21 protein-coding genes are annotated in these 18,464 nt (G+C 34.5%); 20 read left to right on the forward strand and 1 reads right to left on the reverse strand.

Annotated features, from left to right (window positions below; genetic code table 11):
• Positions 1 to 12: 12 nt before the first annotated feature.
• From QSJ81_RS19380 to QSJ81_RS19440, 13 genes are all read left to right on the forward strand, one after another.
• Positions 13 to 762 carry a hypothetical protein gene (locus QSJ81_RS19380; RefSeq protein ID WP_285718985.1) on the forward strand — a complete coding sequence of 250 codons (750 nt, stop codon included), beginning with the start codon at positions 13 to 15 and terminating at the stop codon, positions 760 to 762.
• A complete protein-coding gene (locus tag QSJ81_RS19385) occupies positions 749 to 1,711 on the forward strand; it encodes an XkdQ/YqbQ family protein (RefSeq protein ID WP_285718986.1) in 963 nt (320 codons plus the stop codon). Before QSJ81_RS19380 ends, QSJ81_RS19385 begins: the two co-directional genes overlap by 14 nt.
• Positions 1,704 to 2,114, forward strand: a complete 411-nt coding sequence (locus QSJ81_RS19390; RefSeq protein ID WP_285718987.1) for a DUF2577 domain-containing protein — start codon at positions 1,704 to 1,706, stop codon at positions 2,112 to 2,114. The genes QSJ81_RS19385 and QSJ81_RS19390 overlap by 8 nt, the downstream gene beginning before the upstream one ends.
• 13 nt (positions 2,115 to 2,127) lie before the next feature.
• Positions 2,128 to 2,550: a DUF2634 domain-containing protein gene (locus QSJ81_RS19395; RefSeq protein ID WP_285718988.1), complete on the forward strand. Its 423-nt coding sequence runs from the start codon at positions 2,128 to 2,130 to the stop codon at positions 2,548 to 2,550.
• Positions 2,551 to 2,605: 55 nt separating this feature from the next.
• Positions 2,606 to 3,664, forward strand: a complete 1,059-nt coding sequence (locus tag QSJ81_RS19400; protein WP_285718989.1) for a baseplate J/gp47 family protein — start codon at positions 2,606 to 2,608, stop codon at positions 3,662 to 3,664.
• A complete protein-coding gene (locus QSJ81_RS19405) occupies positions 3,651 to 4,283 on the forward strand; it encodes a putative phage tail protein (protein ID WP_285718990.1) in 633 nt (210 codons plus the stop codon). The genes QSJ81_RS19400 and QSJ81_RS19405 overlap by 14 nt, the downstream gene beginning before the upstream one ends.
• Positions 4,283 to 6,628 carry a discoidin domain-containing protein gene (locus QSJ81_RS19410; RefSeq protein ID WP_285718991.1) on the forward strand — a complete coding sequence of 782 codons (2,346 nt, stop codon included), beginning with the start codon at positions 4,283 to 4,285 and terminating at the stop codon, positions 6,626 to 6,628. Before QSJ81_RS19405 ends, QSJ81_RS19410 begins: the two co-directional genes overlap by 1 nt.
• A complete protein-coding gene (locus QSJ81_RS19415; RefSeq protein WP_285718992.1) occupies positions 6,628 to 7,023 on the forward strand; it encodes a hypothetical protein in 396 nt (131 codons plus the stop codon). Before QSJ81_RS19410 ends, QSJ81_RS19415 begins: the two co-directional genes overlap by 1 nt.
• 118 nt (positions 7,024 to 7,141) lie before the next feature.
• Positions 7,142 to 7,396 carry a hypothetical protein gene (locus QSJ81_RS19420; protein ID WP_285718993.1) on the forward strand — a complete coding sequence of 85 codons (255 nt, stop codon included), beginning with the start codon at positions 7,142 to 7,144 and terminating at the stop codon, positions 7,394 to 7,396.
• Positions 7,393 to 7,716: a hypothetical protein gene (locus QSJ81_RS19425; RefSeq protein ID WP_285718994.1), complete on the forward strand. Its 324-nt coding sequence runs from the start codon at positions 7,393 to 7,395 to the stop codon at positions 7,714 to 7,716. The genes QSJ81_RS19420 and QSJ81_RS19425 overlap by 4 nt, the downstream gene beginning before the upstream one ends.
• Positions 7,716 to 8,282: a GH25 family lysozyme gene (locus tag QSJ81_RS19430; RefSeq protein WP_285718995.1), complete on the forward strand. Its 567-nt coding sequence runs from the start codon at positions 7,716 to 7,718 to the stop codon at positions 8,280 to 8,282. The genes QSJ81_RS19425 and QSJ81_RS19430 overlap by 1 nt, the downstream gene beginning before the upstream one ends.
• Positions 8,283 to 8,303: 21 nt before the next feature.
• The gene (locus QSJ81_RS19435) at positions 8,304 to 8,588 is read left to right on the forward strand and encodes a hypothetical protein (protein ID WP_285718996.1); all 285 of its coding nucleotides are present in this window, start codon (positions 8,304 to 8,306) and stop codon (positions 8,586 to 8,588) included.
• Positions 8,588 to 9,211, forward strand: a complete 624-nt coding sequence (locus tag QSJ81_RS19440) for a hypothetical protein (RefSeq protein WP_285718997.1) — start codon at positions 8,588 to 8,590, stop codon at positions 9,209 to 9,211. Before QSJ81_RS19435 ends, QSJ81_RS19440 begins: the two co-directional genes overlap by 1 nt.
• A gap of 947 nt (positions 9,212 to 10,158) precedes the next feature.
• Here the strand turns inward: QSJ81_RS19440 and QSJ81_RS19445 are convergent.
• Positions 10,159 to 11,061, reverse strand: a complete 903-nt coding sequence (locus QSJ81_RS19445; RefSeq protein ID WP_285718998.1) for a helix-turn-helix domain-containing protein — start codon at positions 11,059 to 11,061, stop codon at positions 10,159 to 10,161.
• A 152-nt stretch (positions 11,062 to 11,213) separates the two neighbouring features.
• Here QSJ81_RS19445 and QSJ81_RS19450 point away from each other — a divergent pair, with 152 nt between their 5' ends.
• The 7 genes from QSJ81_RS19450 to QSJ81_RS19480 all read left to right on the forward strand — a co-directional run bounded on the left by QSJ81_RS19450 (position 11,214) and on the right by QSJ81_RS19480 (position 18,454).
• The gene (locus tag QSJ81_RS19450) at positions 11,214 to 12,431 is read left to right on the forward strand and encodes an ROK family transcriptional regulator (protein WP_285718999.1); all 1,218 of its coding nucleotides are present in this window, start codon (positions 11,214 to 11,216) and stop codon (positions 12,429 to 12,431) included.
• A gap of 25 nt (positions 12,432 to 12,456) precedes the next feature.
• On the forward strand, positions 12,457 to 13,188 hold the full coding sequence (locus QSJ81_RS19455) for a phosphatase (RefSeq protein WP_285719000.1): 732 nt from the start codon (positions 12,457 to 12,459) through the stop codon (positions 13,186 to 13,188).
• A gap of 396 nt (positions 13,189 to 13,584) precedes the next feature.
• Complete coding sequence (locus QSJ81_RS19460) at positions 13,585 to 14,298, forward strand: hypothetical protein (RefSeq protein ID WP_285719001.1); 714 nt, start codon at positions 13,585 to 13,587, stop codon at positions 14,296 to 14,298.
• Entirely contained in the window at positions 14,270 to 14,509 is a 240-nt protein-coding gene (locus QSJ81_RS19465) for a hypothetical protein (RefSeq protein WP_285719002.1), read from the forward strand. Before QSJ81_RS19460 ends, QSJ81_RS19465 begins: the two co-directional genes overlap by 29 nt.
• Before the next feature lie 295 nt (positions 14,510 to 14,804).
• Positions 14,805 to 15,146 carry a hypothetical protein gene (locus QSJ81_RS19470; RefSeq protein ID WP_285719003.1) on the forward strand — a complete coding sequence of 114 codons (342 nt, stop codon included), beginning with the start codon at positions 14,805 to 14,807 and terminating at the stop codon, positions 15,144 to 15,146.
• Positions 15,118 to 16,032, forward strand: coding sequence for a hypothetical protein (locus tag QSJ81_RS19475; protein ID WP_285719004.1), 915 nt, complete (start codon positions 15,118 to 15,120; stop codon positions 16,030 to 16,032). The genes QSJ81_RS19470 and QSJ81_RS19475 overlap by 29 nt, the downstream gene beginning before the upstream one ends.
• Before the next feature lie 505 nt (positions 16,033 to 16,537).
• Positions 16,538 to 18,454 carry a BglG family transcription antiterminator gene (locus tag QSJ81_RS19480; RefSeq protein WP_285719005.1) on the forward strand — a complete coding sequence of 639 codons (1,917 nt, stop codon included), beginning with the start codon at positions 16,538 to 16,540 and terminating at the stop codon, positions 18,452 to 18,454.
• Positions 18,455 to 18,464 lie beyond the last annotated feature (10 nt).

An 18,464-nucleotide genomic window follows, 5' to 3' on the forward strand; every position in this document is an offset into this window, starting at 1 on the left:
AAAGGAGTTGATATGGTGAGCAATTTCTTTTCTAGTTTAGTTTCTAGCCTTTTAAGCCCTAGTAACAGTAGTAGTACGGCGAATCAACCTCCTAAAATATATTTACAATGTAATAAAGAAAAAATTCAATTTCCTATTCCACCTAGCAGTTTTGAGGTATCAGTAAAACAAAATAATAGTACGGTTAATATAAATAACCTTGGTGAACTTAATATGATAGGTAAAACTGGACTTATTACAATGTCTTTTAGTTCGTTTTTACCTAATCAAAATTATGACTTTTGCCAATGTACAGCAGATAAACCGTATAACTACGTTAAAACAATAGAAAAATGGCGGACTAGTGGGCAACCTTCACGCTTTACGATTACTGAAACACCAGTCAATTATCCTGTAAGCATTGAATCATTTAAATATGGTGAAAAAGATGGTACAGGGGACGTTTATTTCACTATTGATTTTAAAGAATATAAATATACAGGGAATGCAGTTGATAATACCGTTAGTGATGTAACTGGCTTAAGCAATAGATCAGATGCAAGCACAATAGCTGATACCACAAAAAATATAACAGTTTACCCAGGGGATTCCCTTTTGGACGTTGCTAGTCGCGCTATGGGAAGTACTATAAAAAAAGGTAGCAATAGCTATTTAGATTTATATAAAAGTCTTGCCAAGCGCGGCGGCATAAGTACTGGTGATATCATAAGCGTAACGAAAAATAATACTGTAAAAATAGGTGATAGTAATGTTTCTTTGTAAGTGCAATGGCAAAGATATTTCTAGTTTTGTAATTTCTTATAACTGGCAGGGTGATTTAGACCAAGCTGGCAGAAAGTTAGAATTTTCGATTGCCTATAATACGAAAGATAAAATTTTTGATAATCAAAATATTGTCATTGGTAATACAGTCTATTTGTATTATCAAGATGATAATATAGAAAATTCAACGCCTATCGAAATATTTAGGGGCGTTATTTTTATGCGGCAAAGAAATACAGTTAATTTTACTTTTGAATTTACGGCTTATGATCGCCTAATTTATCTTGCTAAATCTAAAACTACTCGTAAATTTTCAAATATAACTGTTGAATCAGTCATAGCGCAAGTATGTAATGAAATGAATGTAGAAATTGGTTCTATTTGCAATATTGGAGTTTATGTCGATTTTATAGCGGACAATATGAGCTATACGGAAATTATAAAAAAAGCCTTTAATATGGCTTACTGGAAAAATCAAAAACTATATCATATGTACATGAATCAAGATAAATTATATGTAGTCGAAAGATCGGAAACGATAGAAAATTATACGGCTAGTGACTTGGTGAATGTAGAAAGTACAAATCATTCTGAATCTATTGAGGATATGATTAATACTATAATGATTGTTGATAATAACGGTGTTGAAATTGGTCGTGTATCAAATGATTCTGATTTATCAGCTTATGGAAAATTGCAGGACGTTTATAAAGTTGACTCTAAGCAAGATACTCAAACAGCCGCCAAAGGAATGCTTAAAACAGTTTCTTTTAAGTCCTCATTAAATGGCATCGGCAATATACAATGCATTACTGGTTATTCAATTACAGTACAAGAGGAACAATTGAAAGGGAAATTTATGATTCGTTCGGATCGACATTCTATATCAAATAATGTTCATAAAATGGAACTTGATTTAGAGTTTTTAGAGGTGGTAAGTAATGCGTGAAAATCCATACAACACAATACTGGGGATTGTGAAAGATACAAGCATTAACCATAACAGCCCTAGTATTAAGATAGGGAAAATCATTACACCACCGCCGGAAATCCAAGTGTCTTATAATGGTATCATTCTTGATAAAAAAGATGTTTGGATCAGCAAATACTTACTAATTGGCTACGAACGAACAGCAAAAGGACATATTGAAAGTGCAACACAAAACAGAGCAGGCGGTGGCGGTGATGCTGAATATGCTAGTCATAATCATGCTATAGATAATGATTATACGGATAACATTATTTATACTGATACTTTAAAGGCTGGTGACTATGTTTCTATTATGCCTATGGTATCCGAGGACAATAGTAGTCAACAATATATAATTTTAGATCAGATAGTCCATTTATAGGGCGGGTGATAATATGGCAAATCCTTTTGTCGGTGGCAATATAACAGGCAGTACGACTGAATCAGATACTCTACCAACTTTTACGGAGTACGCATGGGATTTTGAACACGATTGTTTTATATTTGAAAATGGTAAGCATAAAATAGTTATTGAAAATGAAGCCTTGAAAGTATGGATTTATAAAACTCTTAAAACTGAACGCTGGCGTTATCGTGCTTATGATGGTGCTTATGGTATTGAGTTAGAACAATTCATAGGAAAAAGTACAAATAATGCTGATAGTTCGGTTGAGGTTGAAATGTATGTAAAAGAAGCATTATTAACTAATCCTTATATCAAAAGTATTGATGATGTAACATTTACGAATGAATCAGACGTGCTAGATTTTGAAGTCAGTTTAACAACTGTTTACGGTAACTTAACAGTACAAAGTTAATAAAAATTTTAAAGAGTAGATTAGTTTCTACTCTTTTATTGTGTGGTGAAAAGAATTGAGTTTTGATATGCAATCAAAAGCAGAGATACAAACGCGACTAAAAGCTGATTTAGCAACACAATTAAACGGTCAAAGTTCTGTTGAAGGTACTTTTAATAAAGATATGATCGCGGCTAACAGTATTGAGTTTGAACAGGCGTATGCGGAAATGAACTTAATGGTTGAAGCGGCTTTTGCAAATACTTCTTGGGGAAAATACCTAACAATGCGCGCCGCTGAATTCGGTGTAATCCGCAAAGAAGCCACTAAAGCAATTGGGAAGTTAAAAATTGTAGGTGAAGCTGGGGCAAGTATTATAAAAGGTAGTCTTTTTACAACGGCGCAAGGTATTAAATTTTACAGTACAGCAGATGCAAAAGTTGGCACAGATGGAACGATTACGATTGATATTGAAGCAGGTACAGCCGGAACGGTTGGAATTGTAGAAGCTGGCACAATTATTAATATTCCTATGTCAATACCAAACGTCGTTAGCTGTACGAATGAAGCCGCGACTTATGACGGATTTGAAGAAGAAACTGACGCGGAATTATTAGAAAGATATTTGTTGAAGGTAAGGACACCAGCCACGTCCGGCAACAAATATCATTATCAAAACTGGGCTTTATCAATTGCAGGTGTTGGGCAAGCAAAGCCAATACCTTTATGGGCTGGTGCTGGCACGGTAAAAGTAATTATTATAAATTCTGATGGCAAAACAGCAAGCGCAGAGTTAATTCAGAAAGTTGCTGATTATATTGAAACCGTAAGACCAATCGGCGCAACGGTAACGGTAACAAGTCCAGCACCTACAATGATTAATATTAATGCGGATATGAAAGGTACTTATGATATAGATAAAATAAAAACAAGCATTAACAGTTACTTCAAAAAAAATGTATTCAATATGTCTTATGTCAGTATTGCACAAATTGGTAAAATGATTTTAGAAAGTAATGACGGTACAATCAAGGACTATGATAATTTACTTATTAATAATCAAGATAAAAATATAAGCCTAACTGATGAAGAATTACCAGCAGTGGGGGAGGTTGTTTTAAATGTTCTTTCGTGAAAATGAAGTTAACATTTTAAAATACCTTCCTACTTTTTTGCAATCTGATATAAATTTTAAAAGTGTTGCTGATGTACACAGTGCAGAACATGAAAGAATTAGATTATTAATACAAGATGTTTTTAATCAGTTTTTTATTGAAACCGCTACTTGGGGATTAGAAAGTTATGAAAAAATACTAGATATTACACCAAATAAAAATGGTGATTATGCAGTTAGGCGTAACAGAATTAAATTAAGATATCAAGCGAATCAAACTAGCACAGTAGCGTTTTTAGAATCATTAGTAAAACGCTATGCAACAAGTAATGCAACGATAAAGGTAATTGAAAACAATAGCGAATATGCTTTTTCTATCATTACAGAAGGCGGCAGTATTGTAGATTTAACAGGAATGTTTGAAGCTATTGAAATCTATAAACCTGCACATTTAACTTGTCTATTGCATTACGAAAGACCTGTAAATATGTCGTACAGTATCGGTCAAGTAATGCGAATAGGTAAAAAAACGACCATCAAACCTGTTAGTCAATTCGACTTAAATAAAATTGACGGCACAGCAATTTATGGTTGCTTTATAAAAACAGCAAAATACACAACAATTAAGGCGGTGGTTTAATGTCTGGATATACTGGCATGATTCTTACTACAGCAGGATTAAATCTGCAAGCGCAAGCACAGCTTGGAGGAGAACTGATAATAACAAAAATATGTGTTGGTGATGGATTATTAGCAGATGGCGAAAGTTATGATAGTTTAACAGCATTGAAAAAACAAATAATGTCGTTAGGTATACAAGATATGGCTGTTACTGGTGATGGACAAAGCCGAATTCGTGCATTGATGACCAATGATAGTATAACGACAGGTTTTTTTGTTCGTGAAGTTGGAGTGTTTGCAAAAATCGGAGCAGAAGGGACAGAAACGTTATACAGTTATACTAATGCAGGAGATAAAGCGGATTATTTACCGAGTAAAGGAATCAATGTTGTTGAAGAAGTTTTGGAAGTATACATTATTGTTGGTAACGCCCAAAATGTTACATGCACTATAAATGATCGTGTCACATTAGCGACGAAACAAGACCTTCATGATCATACGGCAAATACTAATAATCCGCATAATGTGATTGCATCTCAAATAGCCAATACTTTAATTAGCGGTTTAGGTACTACTGATATACAAAGCACATTAGCCGCAATTTATTCCGAAGCAACAAAGAAGGATAATTCCTTAAGAAATGTCGTTATTACTGGCCCTATAGATAGCAATGGTAATGCAGCTGCTCTTTCTTCTGATTTAACGGCAAGCCCAATAAAAATTAAGGCTGGTACAGTTATTAATTTTGCGAATGGGTTTAATGGTGTGAATCCTGTTGATATACCTTACAACGTTTTAGCTGATGCATCTCTTACTTTACCTGCTGCAGATGCAAACACGATCCCACTGCAGTATACAGCGGATTTATGTAATGGGGGTACGCCTATAAGCGACAGTGATTATAGTGCAGGTTACGTAAAGGCATATGCGTTTGATAATATCGGCTCTACCTCATGGTCAAGCTTGAAAGCAGCTTCTAACCAATCTGGGCAGTCTTTCATAGGCTATGGTTTTGGTGTCAATAAAGCGATTAGAAAAATTTACTTTGCCCAAAACACGCTGAGTACAAAATGGATGCCGTTAGTAAAAGCGCAGTATTCCGATGATAATGTTACATGGAATGACGCGGTAACTACTAGTGCGTTAAGCATGGCCGCTATAGCCACATTCACAGTCCCATACGTAGGGGCGCATAAATACTGGCGCGTGTTAGCTATGGCGAATTTAGCAAACGGTATTACATGGGAAGCGGCAGAAGTCGAAATGTACGAAGCCCTACAAATACACTATATATACGCTACAAGAGCGACAGATGGGACGGTTACTTACGGAGCTACTAAGCAAAAGCTTAAAACTGGTAAACAGTACGGTAGCCAGATTACGGCGGGGGTATTAGCGGCAGACGACTATGTATATAGCGAAAACAGATGTGTAGGCGGGAGCTTCGGAGTTACCAGCACGTACAGCACTAATTTAGCCCAATACGCATTCGACGGAAACCCTAGTACTTTTTGGGAGAGTAATAACCCTGGCGGAAGTGGTGACGCCCTAGTGTATGACTTTGGGGTAGCAAGGCATATTAGGCGATTAGTACTAGATCACACGATGGGCGACGGACTGCATTTTATGTCTAGTGTAAAAGTGCAACGTTGTACCGATGGTGTTACATGGATTGATGTATACACGGCTACGGGGCTGACAAGTGGATTAAACACTATTATTTTACCAGCTAGTACGCCTAGCAGATATTGGAGAGTGCTGGCAAATGCTCAAACTTCTGGAGGTGCCGCTGCGCTGTGGTGTGTTACTGAATTAACCATGCACGAAATATGCACAGACCTAACAGTGTATGACCCATACCAAGGAATTAGCCGCTATTTCGACGGAACAACCTGGACAAACGTAGTGCGTAACTTCTTAGGCGAGGCGGTAGTAGATAGCTCAGGTAAAATTGTGAGTTATACTACATATGACTACAATAAGGCTAAGTTAAAAGCATTACCCGCAGAGGATAGCGACGATGTTGTTACGCTAGGACAGTTTACACGTATATCTGATAGTAATGGTAATATGTGTATTAAATTTCCAGACGGAACAATGATACAGATGGGGACAGGACCCTATATAGACATTGGAGCCGTTGGGGGAATTGATTATACCTATCAGAATATATCATTCCCTTTCAGCTTTAGCGAGTGCTTTAATGTAATTGTGGGTATGGGTACGAACACAACAACACGCGCATCCGTTGCGATGCAGGGTGTTCCGTGGGCCACTGGTTTCCAAGCACTATGGATGGAATGGAACAACACAACAGCACAAAGTATATGTTGCCGTTATATCGCAATTGGGAGGTGGAAATAATGAAATTCTTTGCTCTTTTTGATGAGGATGGTAAGCGTATAACTACTCATATAGACGATGGTATGCCATACACGGAAGCTGATATTCTTCAACGATTTCCTAATGCGATAGAAATATCCGAAAAAGATCAGAGCCTATACGTAACAGGTAAATATTACAGGGGTGAAGATGGTAAACCCATAGAAATACCTCCATATGTGCCTACTGAAGACGAAATAAAACAACGAGAAATTGATATTTTGGATGCCGAATATCAACAACAATTTGCCGAACTAGCTCAAGCATTAAACATGGCAACGTTGGCAGAGAATACCGATTTGATCACTAGTACAAAAGCTGATTACGCAAAGTTAAAAGCTGAGTATGATGCAAAGCGTGGTGAGATAGATGGCTAAACGGTGTTTTGTGTGTGGAGCAAAGGAAAACGAGGGTAAATGCACCAATCAAGATTGTAGTCGTAGCAAGTAGGAGCCGAATGGCTCTATTTTTTTATATTTAATTGGGGGTGGAGAATTGGAATTAAATTTAAATAATTCTGGTCAGATTATAGCGATTATTACATTTACAGCGTGGTTGGTAAAATATTTAATCGTTAATCCGTTGCAGACGGCTATAACAGCACTAAAAGAAGCAGTTACTGAAATGAAAAATATGGTTTTCCGTATGGATAAAGACCAAAAGAGTATTGATAAAAGACTTGTAAGAGTTGAAGAATCCAATAAGGTAGCCCATCATAGGATTGATGGATTGGAGGCTATAAAAAATTGAAAAATAGAATAGTTGCATTTGCAAACTGGGCGCAAGCTAATTGGCTTGTGCTCATTGTTTTTATGGTAGTAGTTATGCTTTTATTTGTCTGCATGGTAATGTTTTCATGGCTATACGGTTACTGGTCAAATGCACTATGTGGAACGAAGTTTGAACTTAATAGCTGTTGGACTGGTATTGGTGCAGTGATAAGTGGTTTAGGTGGAATTACTGCACTTGCAAAGGCGGCTTGGACAAAATACAACACCGATAGCCAGTTTAATACGAATCAAGGTGAATTGCCCAATATTAATAATTTGAAAAGTGAGGTAATGAGGTAATGCAAGGTATTGACGTAAGCGAAAATAATGGGGAAATAAATTGGCAGGCGGTAGCAGATGCAGGTATTGAATTTGTAATAGTTCGAAGCTCATATGGTCGACATGGGGTAGATGAAAAGTTTTTAGAAAATGTTAATGGCGCGCAGACAGTTGGTTTAAAGGTTGGTGCATATCATTATGGCTATGCACTTACACCAGAAGAAGCAATCGAAGAAGCTCAAAATTGCAAAAATGTTATTAATGAAGCAGGTGTAATGCTTGAATTGCCGATTTTCTATGACATGGAAGATGCAGACGGCTACAAACGAAATCATGACTTTAACGCAAGTCAAGAAAACGTCACTGAAATATGCAAAACATTTATTGACAACTTAGGTCTGAATTGCGGTGTATACGCAAGTTACTCTTGGCTAACTGATTATATTGATTGGCAGTCTTTAAATTGCCCTATATGGAATGCGCAGTGGGGCGGTAATGATGATATTAAAGGTTTTATGTGGCAATATACTGATAGCCTAGAAATAGGCGACAAGCTTTTTGACGGAAATCAATACTATATAAATTAAAATAAGAAGGGGATATGAAAAATGGCAGAAGAAACAGTAAACACAGAGGTAACAACAGTAACAACCGAGGACAAAATCGCAAAATTAAAAACAACTCTTGAAGGGATGGAATTACTAGGGGAAACTATTCCACAAGTGGTCAAAGATGCTGTTAGGCAGGAGCTTGCTACGCTAGAAGCGGAAGCGTTGGCAGAAGTACAAAAGATTGAAGCTGAGACAGTCAGCTTTTACGGCAAGTACCGTACTGAAATAATTATCGTTGCAGCATTAGTGATTTTACACGTTGCTGGATTGTTTGGTGTGTAATGCAATTTGCAAAAAAATATTGGAAATCTATTTTAGGGCTGGCATTGGTGCTAGCCCTTGTATTTTATGCCTATGTCTTAGGTAATAGGGTAAAAGATGCCGAAACAAAACACCAGCAGGCTTTAGTCTTAAATGAGCAACAAGCCCAAGATAAAAATGTCCTGCAAAATCAATTAGACATGAGTAAGCAAAATGCTGAAATGTTGGCAAATTTTATAAAGTCGGCACAAACGGGACAGATTCAGCCAGTAACACATTTTACGATACAAGCACCGACCGTGCAAAAAGCATCGGAACAAGTAGCCGAACGGATCAATGCTAGAGATTCCACGTTACCGCCTGTTGCTCTTGAAAAGACCGATAACACAATTGTAGTGCCAAACACAAATAAAACGCCACAAGCAAATTATGATGTTGCTGTATTTAAAAATAATAATTACCGCAATTGGGAATGGTCTACTGGCTATGGTCAACATGGTAGTGATCGGTATATTCCGATTGAGTTACAACGCAATTTTAGTAAAGATGCCGCAGTGAGTGTTGAGTATCATGTTGGTGGTCGTGAAAAAGGTTATGAAGTGAAATATACTCGTAAGACTGATAAGCTATTTTTGATGTTTTAAAATGAAAATATATAATTAGATCAAAAGGCGGCAACTAGTACAAAAATGTACTTGGTTGCCGCCTTTTTTATTTACCTAAAAGCAGGGGATAGACTAATTTTGGAGAAATAAGTATATTTATAATTAAATAAAGGGGGGGTATTTTGTGGATGTATTTATAAACAGTGCAATGATAACAATGCTTTTTACTGGTGCTTGTTTACGGCATATCTTAGTGAAGTTTAATATTGAAACTCATAAAGGAATAGTCATGAAAAATCGCAAGGATATTGCTAAGATACCGGAGCCGTGGAGATTTATTACATTTTTGTTGTCTGCAATTTTAGTGTTTTCATCATTATATGAAATAAACATACTGTTAAGATCTATATAATTAGATTACTGCTATATTTAGCGTTGCAAGGAATAAGAAAGAAAAATGTTTTGCGTATGGTTCGACTCCCCTCGCCTCCACCAATTAAATCCGGATTACTTATCAAGCCACGAAATTCGTGGCTTTTTTGCTTTATGTGGTTTTAAAAGGTTTTGGGTAGCTCCACCAGCTAAAACCGGAATTAGATTCGAAGGCCAGAGGGACGGCAGACTGTGTGAAAAATATGCAAATGCGATTACATAAATATTTGGAACGATAAAAAGAAGCTGGGGAGAAAGGCTTCAGTCAGTGCTGAAATCTCTTTGTCCTTTTTAGTGTATAACCTAAAACGAGTAATGGATATACTCGGCATCAAGGAGTTAGTAAGACGATTACAGGAAAAACGGCAGTCAGTACTTGCATAAAAGTACCGACTGCCATTTTTTATACATCTTTTAACTCAATTAGAGCCTATTTATTGCCACAGGTTAGAGACAGGAAGACTTATAGTGAAAAAATGAGGTCGCTTTTCACACAGTATGCCGTCCCTTTTGGTATACATTCGCATTGAGAACCTGCCTTGCTGTTTTCTATATTACTTTATTATCATGCGTTTATAGGAAGTGGGAGAACATTTCATATATTTCTTAAATGTCTCAGAATAATAGCTGCTGCTGAAAAATCCAACAGCAAGCGCTACTTCGGTAATGTTCATTTCGTCACTTAATAAATAGGGAATGCTTTTTTGAATTCGATAATTTAAAAGGTAATCAAAGGGTGTCTGATGAACAATTTTTTTAAATAAGCGGCAGCAAGAACTTTTACTGAGATTACAGGAGGAGGAGATGACGTCTAACGTTAGATTCTCCTTGTAATGGGTATGGATATAATCCAAAGCTGACTTAATCTGCACAATGTTCTTGTGCTGTTTATGAGGCCCATTTGGAAGTTTACAATATATATCTTGATATAGATAGAAACAAAGTTCAAATAGTTTACTCATGATTAATAATTCATAGCCAACGCTTTTTTCTTTATGAATCTTTTCTATTTCTATTACTAGAGAAATAATATGTTTATTGTTATTGCCAGCAGCATTAAAGTATGCAAAAGGCAATCGTTCACTGGTAACGAGTTCCGCCAAATATTTATTTTCAAAAACGCTGCCTTTGTGACCTGATAGTAACATGGGATAAAAGATAAGTGCAAAATAGCTGCAGCTAGAATTGGAAATTGCTGCTGCATTATGCAAACAATTTTGATTTACAAATATAGCATCGCCTTCTGTTACAACGTATTGGCTATTGTTTGATTGATAAGTCATTGATCCGCTAACGATATAAGTAAGTTCAAGTTCTGGATGCCAGTGGCAACCAAAAGAAGAGCCTATATAATCAGTGATTTCATCATAGACGATTTGAAAAGGAAAATTATCATCTTTAACTGGATCTCTATTCTCTAACTTATTTTTTCCAATGTTTAATACTTTAAATCCCATAGTTCCTCCGGATGCTATTATTGTTATAATATATGACGATATTCACATAGATTCTTATTATATATAACATTATAATTGCAATTAAAGAAAAAGGAAATCAGCACAAGAAAAGACATAGCTATTACATAGGCTGATAAAAGGCAGGAGATAAAGTGGAAAAAGTAATAGCAAATACCTTTAAATGGGGAAGCAGTAATGATGAACAAACATTAAATGTTATTCGGCGTCAGGGCCCAATCTCTAGGATGGATATTGCTAAAATAACAAACTTGACCCCTGCAACGATTTCCAATATAACAACCAAATTGCTAGAATTAGGTCTGATTGTAGAAGATCATATTGGTGAGTCTAGTGGTGGTCGTCGTCCATTATTGCTGAAAGTCAATCATTCACTTGCTGCAGTTATTATTATTTATATTGCTTTGGAAAAGATAACTGGCTATGTGCTAAATACGCAATATAAAATACTGGGGAAAGATAGTAAAATCATTAAGGACAAGAAAAAAGAAGATATTCTAGAAATAATCCTACATATCATTCATAACTGTCGTAAAATGGTTACTGTTTCTGTGCGTGCAGCGGGGGTTGTACTCTGCGATTCTGTACGAACGAACTCCAAAACTGCATCAGATGTACCTGCTATTAGCTGGGAAAGTAGACTAGTAAAAGAAATGATTGAAGAGAAGGCTGGTTTGCCTGTTATTATCGAAGATGATGTAAAAGCATTAAGTAACGAAGAATATAACCATAGATCAGTAAAAGATACTCGTAATATGATTTTAATAAAAGTAAGTCGCGGGATTAGCAGCAGCATTATATTAAATGGAAGACTTTATCGTGGCGTAACCAATGGCGCTGGTGGAATTGGTCATACCACCATTGATATTGCCGGACCTAGATGTAGTTGTGGTAACTATGGCTGCTTAGAGGCGTTCGCTTCTGAAGCTGCTCTAGTAAATACAGTAGTAAAAGCTATTAAAGAAGGGCAAAATTCTTCTATTTATAATATGACAGATGGAAAGTTAGAGAATGTAACTCCTGAGATGATTTATGAGGCTGCAAATCATAACGATGAAGTGGCAATCCGTACACTAAGACAGGCAGCACGCTATTTAGGGATAGGTATTGCAAATTTTGTTAATCTTTTCAATCCTGAAATCGTAGTTATTGGCGGTGGTATTATCAACGGACGACAATATATTGAAGATATCATCAGACAAACCATCAACGCTAGGTCTTTTGAAAGTTGCAACAGTTTTTTAAAAATCCAATTTTTGGCGACAACGATTGAAAATATAATAAAAGGAGCAGCCGATATTGTTTTTGCCGAATTTACAAGAACAATATGGCTTGATCAAAGAAATTTATAAACTAGCGATAAGTATGGAGGATACTATGCATATAGAGTTAGATGTTCATACACATACTGTAGTAAGTGGGCATGCATATAGCACAATTCGAGAAATGGCAAGAGAGGCTTCAAAAAAGGGATTAAAGCTATTAGGTATTACAGAGCATGCTCCAGGGATTCCCGGAACATGCTCGTGTATTTATTTTGAAAATCTAAGAGTAATTCCCCGAAACATGTATAGAGTGGAATTACTCTTAGGTGCAGAAATTAATATTTTAGATTACGATGGAAAACTCAGCTTAGAGGATAGGTTAATTGATAAATTAGATATTAGAATTGCTGGAATCCATAATCATTGTTACATACCTGGAACTATTGAGCAAAATACGAGTGCAATTATAGGGGCTATCAAAAACCCTAAAATTGATATAATCAGCCATCCCGATGATGGATCATGTCCGCTGGATTATGATGTTATTGTACAAGCTGCCAAAAAGTACAATACCTTGCTTGAAGTAAACAATAATTCTTTGAACCCAATAAATGGTCGAAAAAGTGCACGTGAAAATAATATTCGAATGTTATTTTTATGCAAAAAATATGATGTACCCATTATCTTAGCAAGTGATGCACATGTGGATATAGATATTAGTAGGTTTGATTTTGTTGATGAAATATTACATGACGTCAATTTTCCTGAGGAACTCATTATCAATAAATCCGCAATCGATTTCAAGAATAGACTTCGCTTAAATAGAAGCAATAATTTTATCTAAGGGTGTCAGAGAGAGGGGGTTATCGACATAAAAGGTGGGACCAAGTTTTAAGATGATAGATATATCAACACGTTAATTTATGATTTTAAACAACCACCCTAACGTATTTATTACATGTAAGCGCCAACTGAATAAACAACGTGCATCTCCCTTCGATAAAGGCCGTAGGCGTTGTTTAAATGTGGGAGGTTTAAAATAGCATAAATTTAACTCAATAGAAACTTTATACATTGTGACGACTTTCTGATGAAAGTGAAGATGCAAGGACACGCTCGAAAAGACTAGCGAGGACGGTCTTGATTCTGAGTAAAACAGCAGAAGTCCTCATTGTCGGAATCGTTTCCGTGAGTATTCTAAAACTAGAAAAGTTAGTGTTAGATTTAGGAGATTGAAAAGATGAACAAGGATATTAATTTAGGACAGGTTGATCAAAATGGATTTAAAGAATCTCAGTCTGTTAATTTAGCAAAATTGTTTTTAGAAAAAAATAAAAAAGTTAAAACACATTTTATGGAAATGGATAAAACACCTAATTTTGATGGTAAGCTTATGATAATGGCAGGATTGTATGAAAGAATTACTGTCGAAGTGCAAATAAAAACATTACCAAAGAATACAAGAAAGAAGGAGAACGGGGATTTTTCTTTTACTTGTGATACTAAAGCAATGAATTGCGTAAAAGAAAATGTGACATTTAATCCTGTTGCATTATTAGCTGTAGATATATCGAATATGCAGTTGTATTATAAAATATTGACGAAAGAGTATGTCTCAGATTTAAAAATCGGGAATCAAAAGGCTAAAAATATATGGCTCTCTGAAAAAGATGAATATCAAGAAGACAAATTTATTAAGCAGATATATCACCAGGTGAAAATAACAAATGCAGATGAATCTTGCTTAACAAAGTGTGCAGCGATTCGTGAAAGTTTAAATAATGGTGAAAAGGAAACAAAAGAATATTTTGAATTGGTATATGAACGAGAAGATGTTAAAGGATTTTTTACCACTTTTAAATATTGTTATGGTGAAAATAAAGAAAAATCACTTTTATTGAGCCAAATAAAGATGCAATATAAAGATGAAGGAACTACTATATTTTCAGTATGATAAAGATTATATTAGTATAAATAGAGCTCCTTCTGGTATATATGAGATAGCGGATGCAGATATTGCCAATATTATATTGGAAGTTTCAAAGGAAGTAAAAAAACCTATTCTTTACACTAATGCAGGCAAACCAACATTTTGGTTTGATGACTGGTTTTTATGGCAATTAAGGGCAGAAAAAATAGAGCTTGATTGGTTTATGAGATATTGAATTCAATGAAGGATGTTAAATCTGGAAATAAATTGAACCCGCGAATTTCGCGGGTTTTTTGCTGTATTCTTTTTGGAAGGTTTCGGGTGGCTCCACCAAATAGATTATTTTACTTAATATTGCAAAGTAATGGTTATGTACAAGGTATTTGTCGGATTTAACTAGAATAGTAAATATTGTGCATAAGAATTTTGCGGTTCGTATATAAGGGAAATTCAATAAAAATATAGGAATTTATTATCCTATTTATTCAACAACACAAGAAAAATAAAGAGAATATAGATGGGGTGAAAACTTGAGTAATATAACTGACGGTATAACAAAAATTCGAACACCTATGACTATTTGTGGATTAATAATTGTGGCGCTTTATAGTATTTATAGTGCTGTTTTGAAGTTGGGTATTTTCACTACGCTCGAGGAAGACAAAACATTTTTAATAATTTCAACAATAATTGATAAAATGTTTTATTTGGCGGTTTTATCCTTATGTATTGCAGGTGGAACGTATTTTTACAGTCAATTTTTCAAGGTGAAAGAAAAAGAAGGGCCCAAAATTGTTGCAGTAGATGTTTCTGTAATTGAACAAAAAGGAGTAAAGATAAGGTATGAGGAACCAGAGAGTAAAAATAAATAATGTTCCAGATAAATTCTGGCCAGTTATTGACTATAAATTGAAGAATATTGGTGATCAAATCGGAATTATAACTAAAATGAAAATAAAAGTTAACCAATGTTTATGTGATGCAGATCCAGAGTTATATTTTCAACTGATGCATACATCTGAAAACGATTTGCAAATAAGAGTTGTTAACCTTGGGTGGGGGAAGGCTACTGATGTTGAGATTGTTTTTTTTCCTGAAGGAATAAATCAATATTTGAAATGTCCTTTATCTATTTGGCGGGGAGAAGTAGATGACTTTGAAATTATAAAAATAGATAAATGTAGTATTTCGATTGATAAAAAGGTTGCAATTTTGCCAGGGCATCTATCGGGGCAAGTAAAATATAAAAATATTGATGGAAGATGCTTTAGTGCTAAAGTTAAATACGATATTTTGCCTAGATACCCTAGTTGTAAATGGAATTTAACTATTAGTCCAGAAGGATTTAATGTAATAACATATCCACCAGAAGTAATGTATAGTCTTTTGACTCCAACGGCTACGTATAATGTTTTATTAAGTCCTTCTGAAAAACCGTTTGAAGTCTTAGTTGATGTTTCACAAGCAATTAAGCCCAATGAAGGCGATCGATTTCAGTTAGTTGTTGCATCGACTTGTTCGGCGACATATCATATAGAATCTTGCATTGAAATAGATGGTTCAACGATACTAAATATAGGAGAGGTAATTGTTCCTGTTAAATTTAAACGCTATTTACCTAATTTCGGTTATCGTGCAGGTTTAAATCAAGATTTGGATGATGAAGATGCCGATTTATTAAAAATTGCGTCTAAGCAAAATGATATATTGGAAAAGTATGGGCAGTTGAGTTGGACTGATCGCAATAACCTGGGATAATATTATGGACATTCCTTTTAAAAAGGGTGGATTTACAAGGTCACGGATCGCCTCCACCAATTGGATATCCCCTCCACCTAATATATAATAAATTATATATTAGGTGGAGGTTTTGCTTTATAGAGGTAACTTGTCACCGATATAATAAATCAGGAGACGGTCTTCTCACTCATTAAATGGAGTGAATTTGAAATAGTTCTGCATGGCTTTAGTATCCTAATCTAGAATTTTAAAACATTGCAAAGCCGCTAAATACCAAACGAAGGAGGTAATTGGCGGCTTTTACGATTTTAGGAAGAACTACTGTACCAAAAAGAATATTCATTTGATTTCTAAACAGTTTTGGTTATGCAGAATTTAGAGCATAAACTTTGGGAATTAAAGAATCCCTAAATATGCCACTTCTGCATCATAACGGAAGGCGTTTAGTATTTTAAAGAAATAATACGTATGTTACTATAAGTGCAAGATAGGTAGTAAAAATAGTGATGAGGAGGCAGAAGAAGTGATTACATTAAATTTACGACAAAAAGAATTAATCAGACTACTTATCCTAGAAAATGATTTTAGACCAATTAAATATTATTCAGAAGTTCTTAGAGTATCTGATAAAACACTATCAAAGGATATAAACTTTATCGAAAATTATCTGAAAAATCAAATGATTGTTATTGTGCGAAAACCTGGTATAGGAATACAAATGATAATTACAAATCATCAAAAAATAAATTTATTAAATAAAATCAATACCAATTTAGAGGCCGTTGATCCATTATCAATTAAAAACCGAAGAACCGAAATTCTAAAATTGCTCATTACAAAATCAAATGAAAGTACATCAATTCAGAAGTTAGCAGATATTTATTATGTTAGTAAAGCATCTATTGTAAACGATTTTAAATTTATAGAAGATTGGTTACATAATCATGGCATTACTCTCATTAAAAGTATTGAAGGTACGAAAATTAATGGTTCGGAAGTAAATATTAGAAAAGCAATTGCGTCAATTACTAATGAATTACTCAATGATAATAATGATAGTTTTAATTTAAGTAATCTATCTAGGCTTGATGCACAGACAATTAATGGATTATCTAATATTTTTGCTATTGATTTAATACTATACATTGAAAAAATATTAATTGAATTAGAAAAATCATTAGAATATACGATTGGTGACCCATATTACACTAACTTGTTGACCCATATTCTTATATGTATAAAAAGAGTAAGTGAAGGGAACCAAATTCAAGAACAGAATCGAAACATTGTACCATTCCTATCTACAGATGATGTTATATATGAAAGTGCTACTAAGTTAGCGCTAAAAATTTATGAGAAATGCAACATTAAAATTAACGATTCAGAAATCTACTACATTTACCAATATTTAGTTTCCTGTGGTTTAGGACAAGGATCAGTAGCAAAATCATTACTAATTGAAAAAGATTATGAAGTAAAATATATTGACATAATCAATCTTTTAATAAAAGATGTATCGGATATTTTAAAATTTGATTTAACAAAGGACTCCTTATTACATGAGGGGTTGATGTTACATATTCGTCCTATGTTAAATCGCTTAAAATATAACATTCAAATCAAGAATCCATTATTAAAAGAAATCCAAGAAACATGTACTGAAATTTTAAGTATATGTCAGGTAGTTTTACATTTTATTAGCAGAAAATTCAATCTAAACCAGATTAGTCTGGATGAAATTGGGTACTTAGTTACCTACTTCCAAGCAGCTATTGAGAGAGGGATAAGTTATAAAAAGGTAATTGTCGTTTGTCATAGTGGTTATGGAACTTCCCAATTATTAACAACGAGATTAAGAAGAGCATTCCCTCAATGGCAAGTTGAAGGTGTAGTATCGGACCATAAATTAAAGACGATAAATTTAGAGGATATTGACTTTATTATTTCAACTGTTCATTTAACGATTAAAGAAAAACCATACATGCTTGTTTCAGCCTTATTAAGCGAAAAAGATATTAAAAATATTAAGAGTATGTTGATTGAAGATTCATTTGAAAATACTAAAAGCAATCTTCAATTGGAAAATATTAATAGTTTGAGTTCTGAAACTGAGATATACATCAATATAGAAAGTGAAACAGTTATTAATAAAATAGAAAATAGTAATGGGAAAAAGTTATCCTTTTGCAAAATTGAATTTGGAACGGAAATACAAGTTTTTTTAACCGAAAATGCTGATGTTACAGGTCTTGCAATTCAAATCGTGAACAATCAGAAAGAAAATCGTGGTATGAATTTTTATATTCTTAATAATGATTATGAAATTTTGAAAAATCTAGTGATGGAAATATATCATTTATACAAATCCAAGAATGAAATGAATTATTTATTAGAATGTACTCGTGCTATCGATGTGAGACGTTTCGTAATGGAAAGATGAAAGGAAGGTA

The sequence above is a fragment of the Pelosinus sp. IPA-1 genome, from assembly GCF_030269905.1.
In the GTDB taxonomy this organism is placed as follows: Bacteria; Bacillota; Negativicutes; order DSM-13327; family DSM-13327; genus Pelosinus.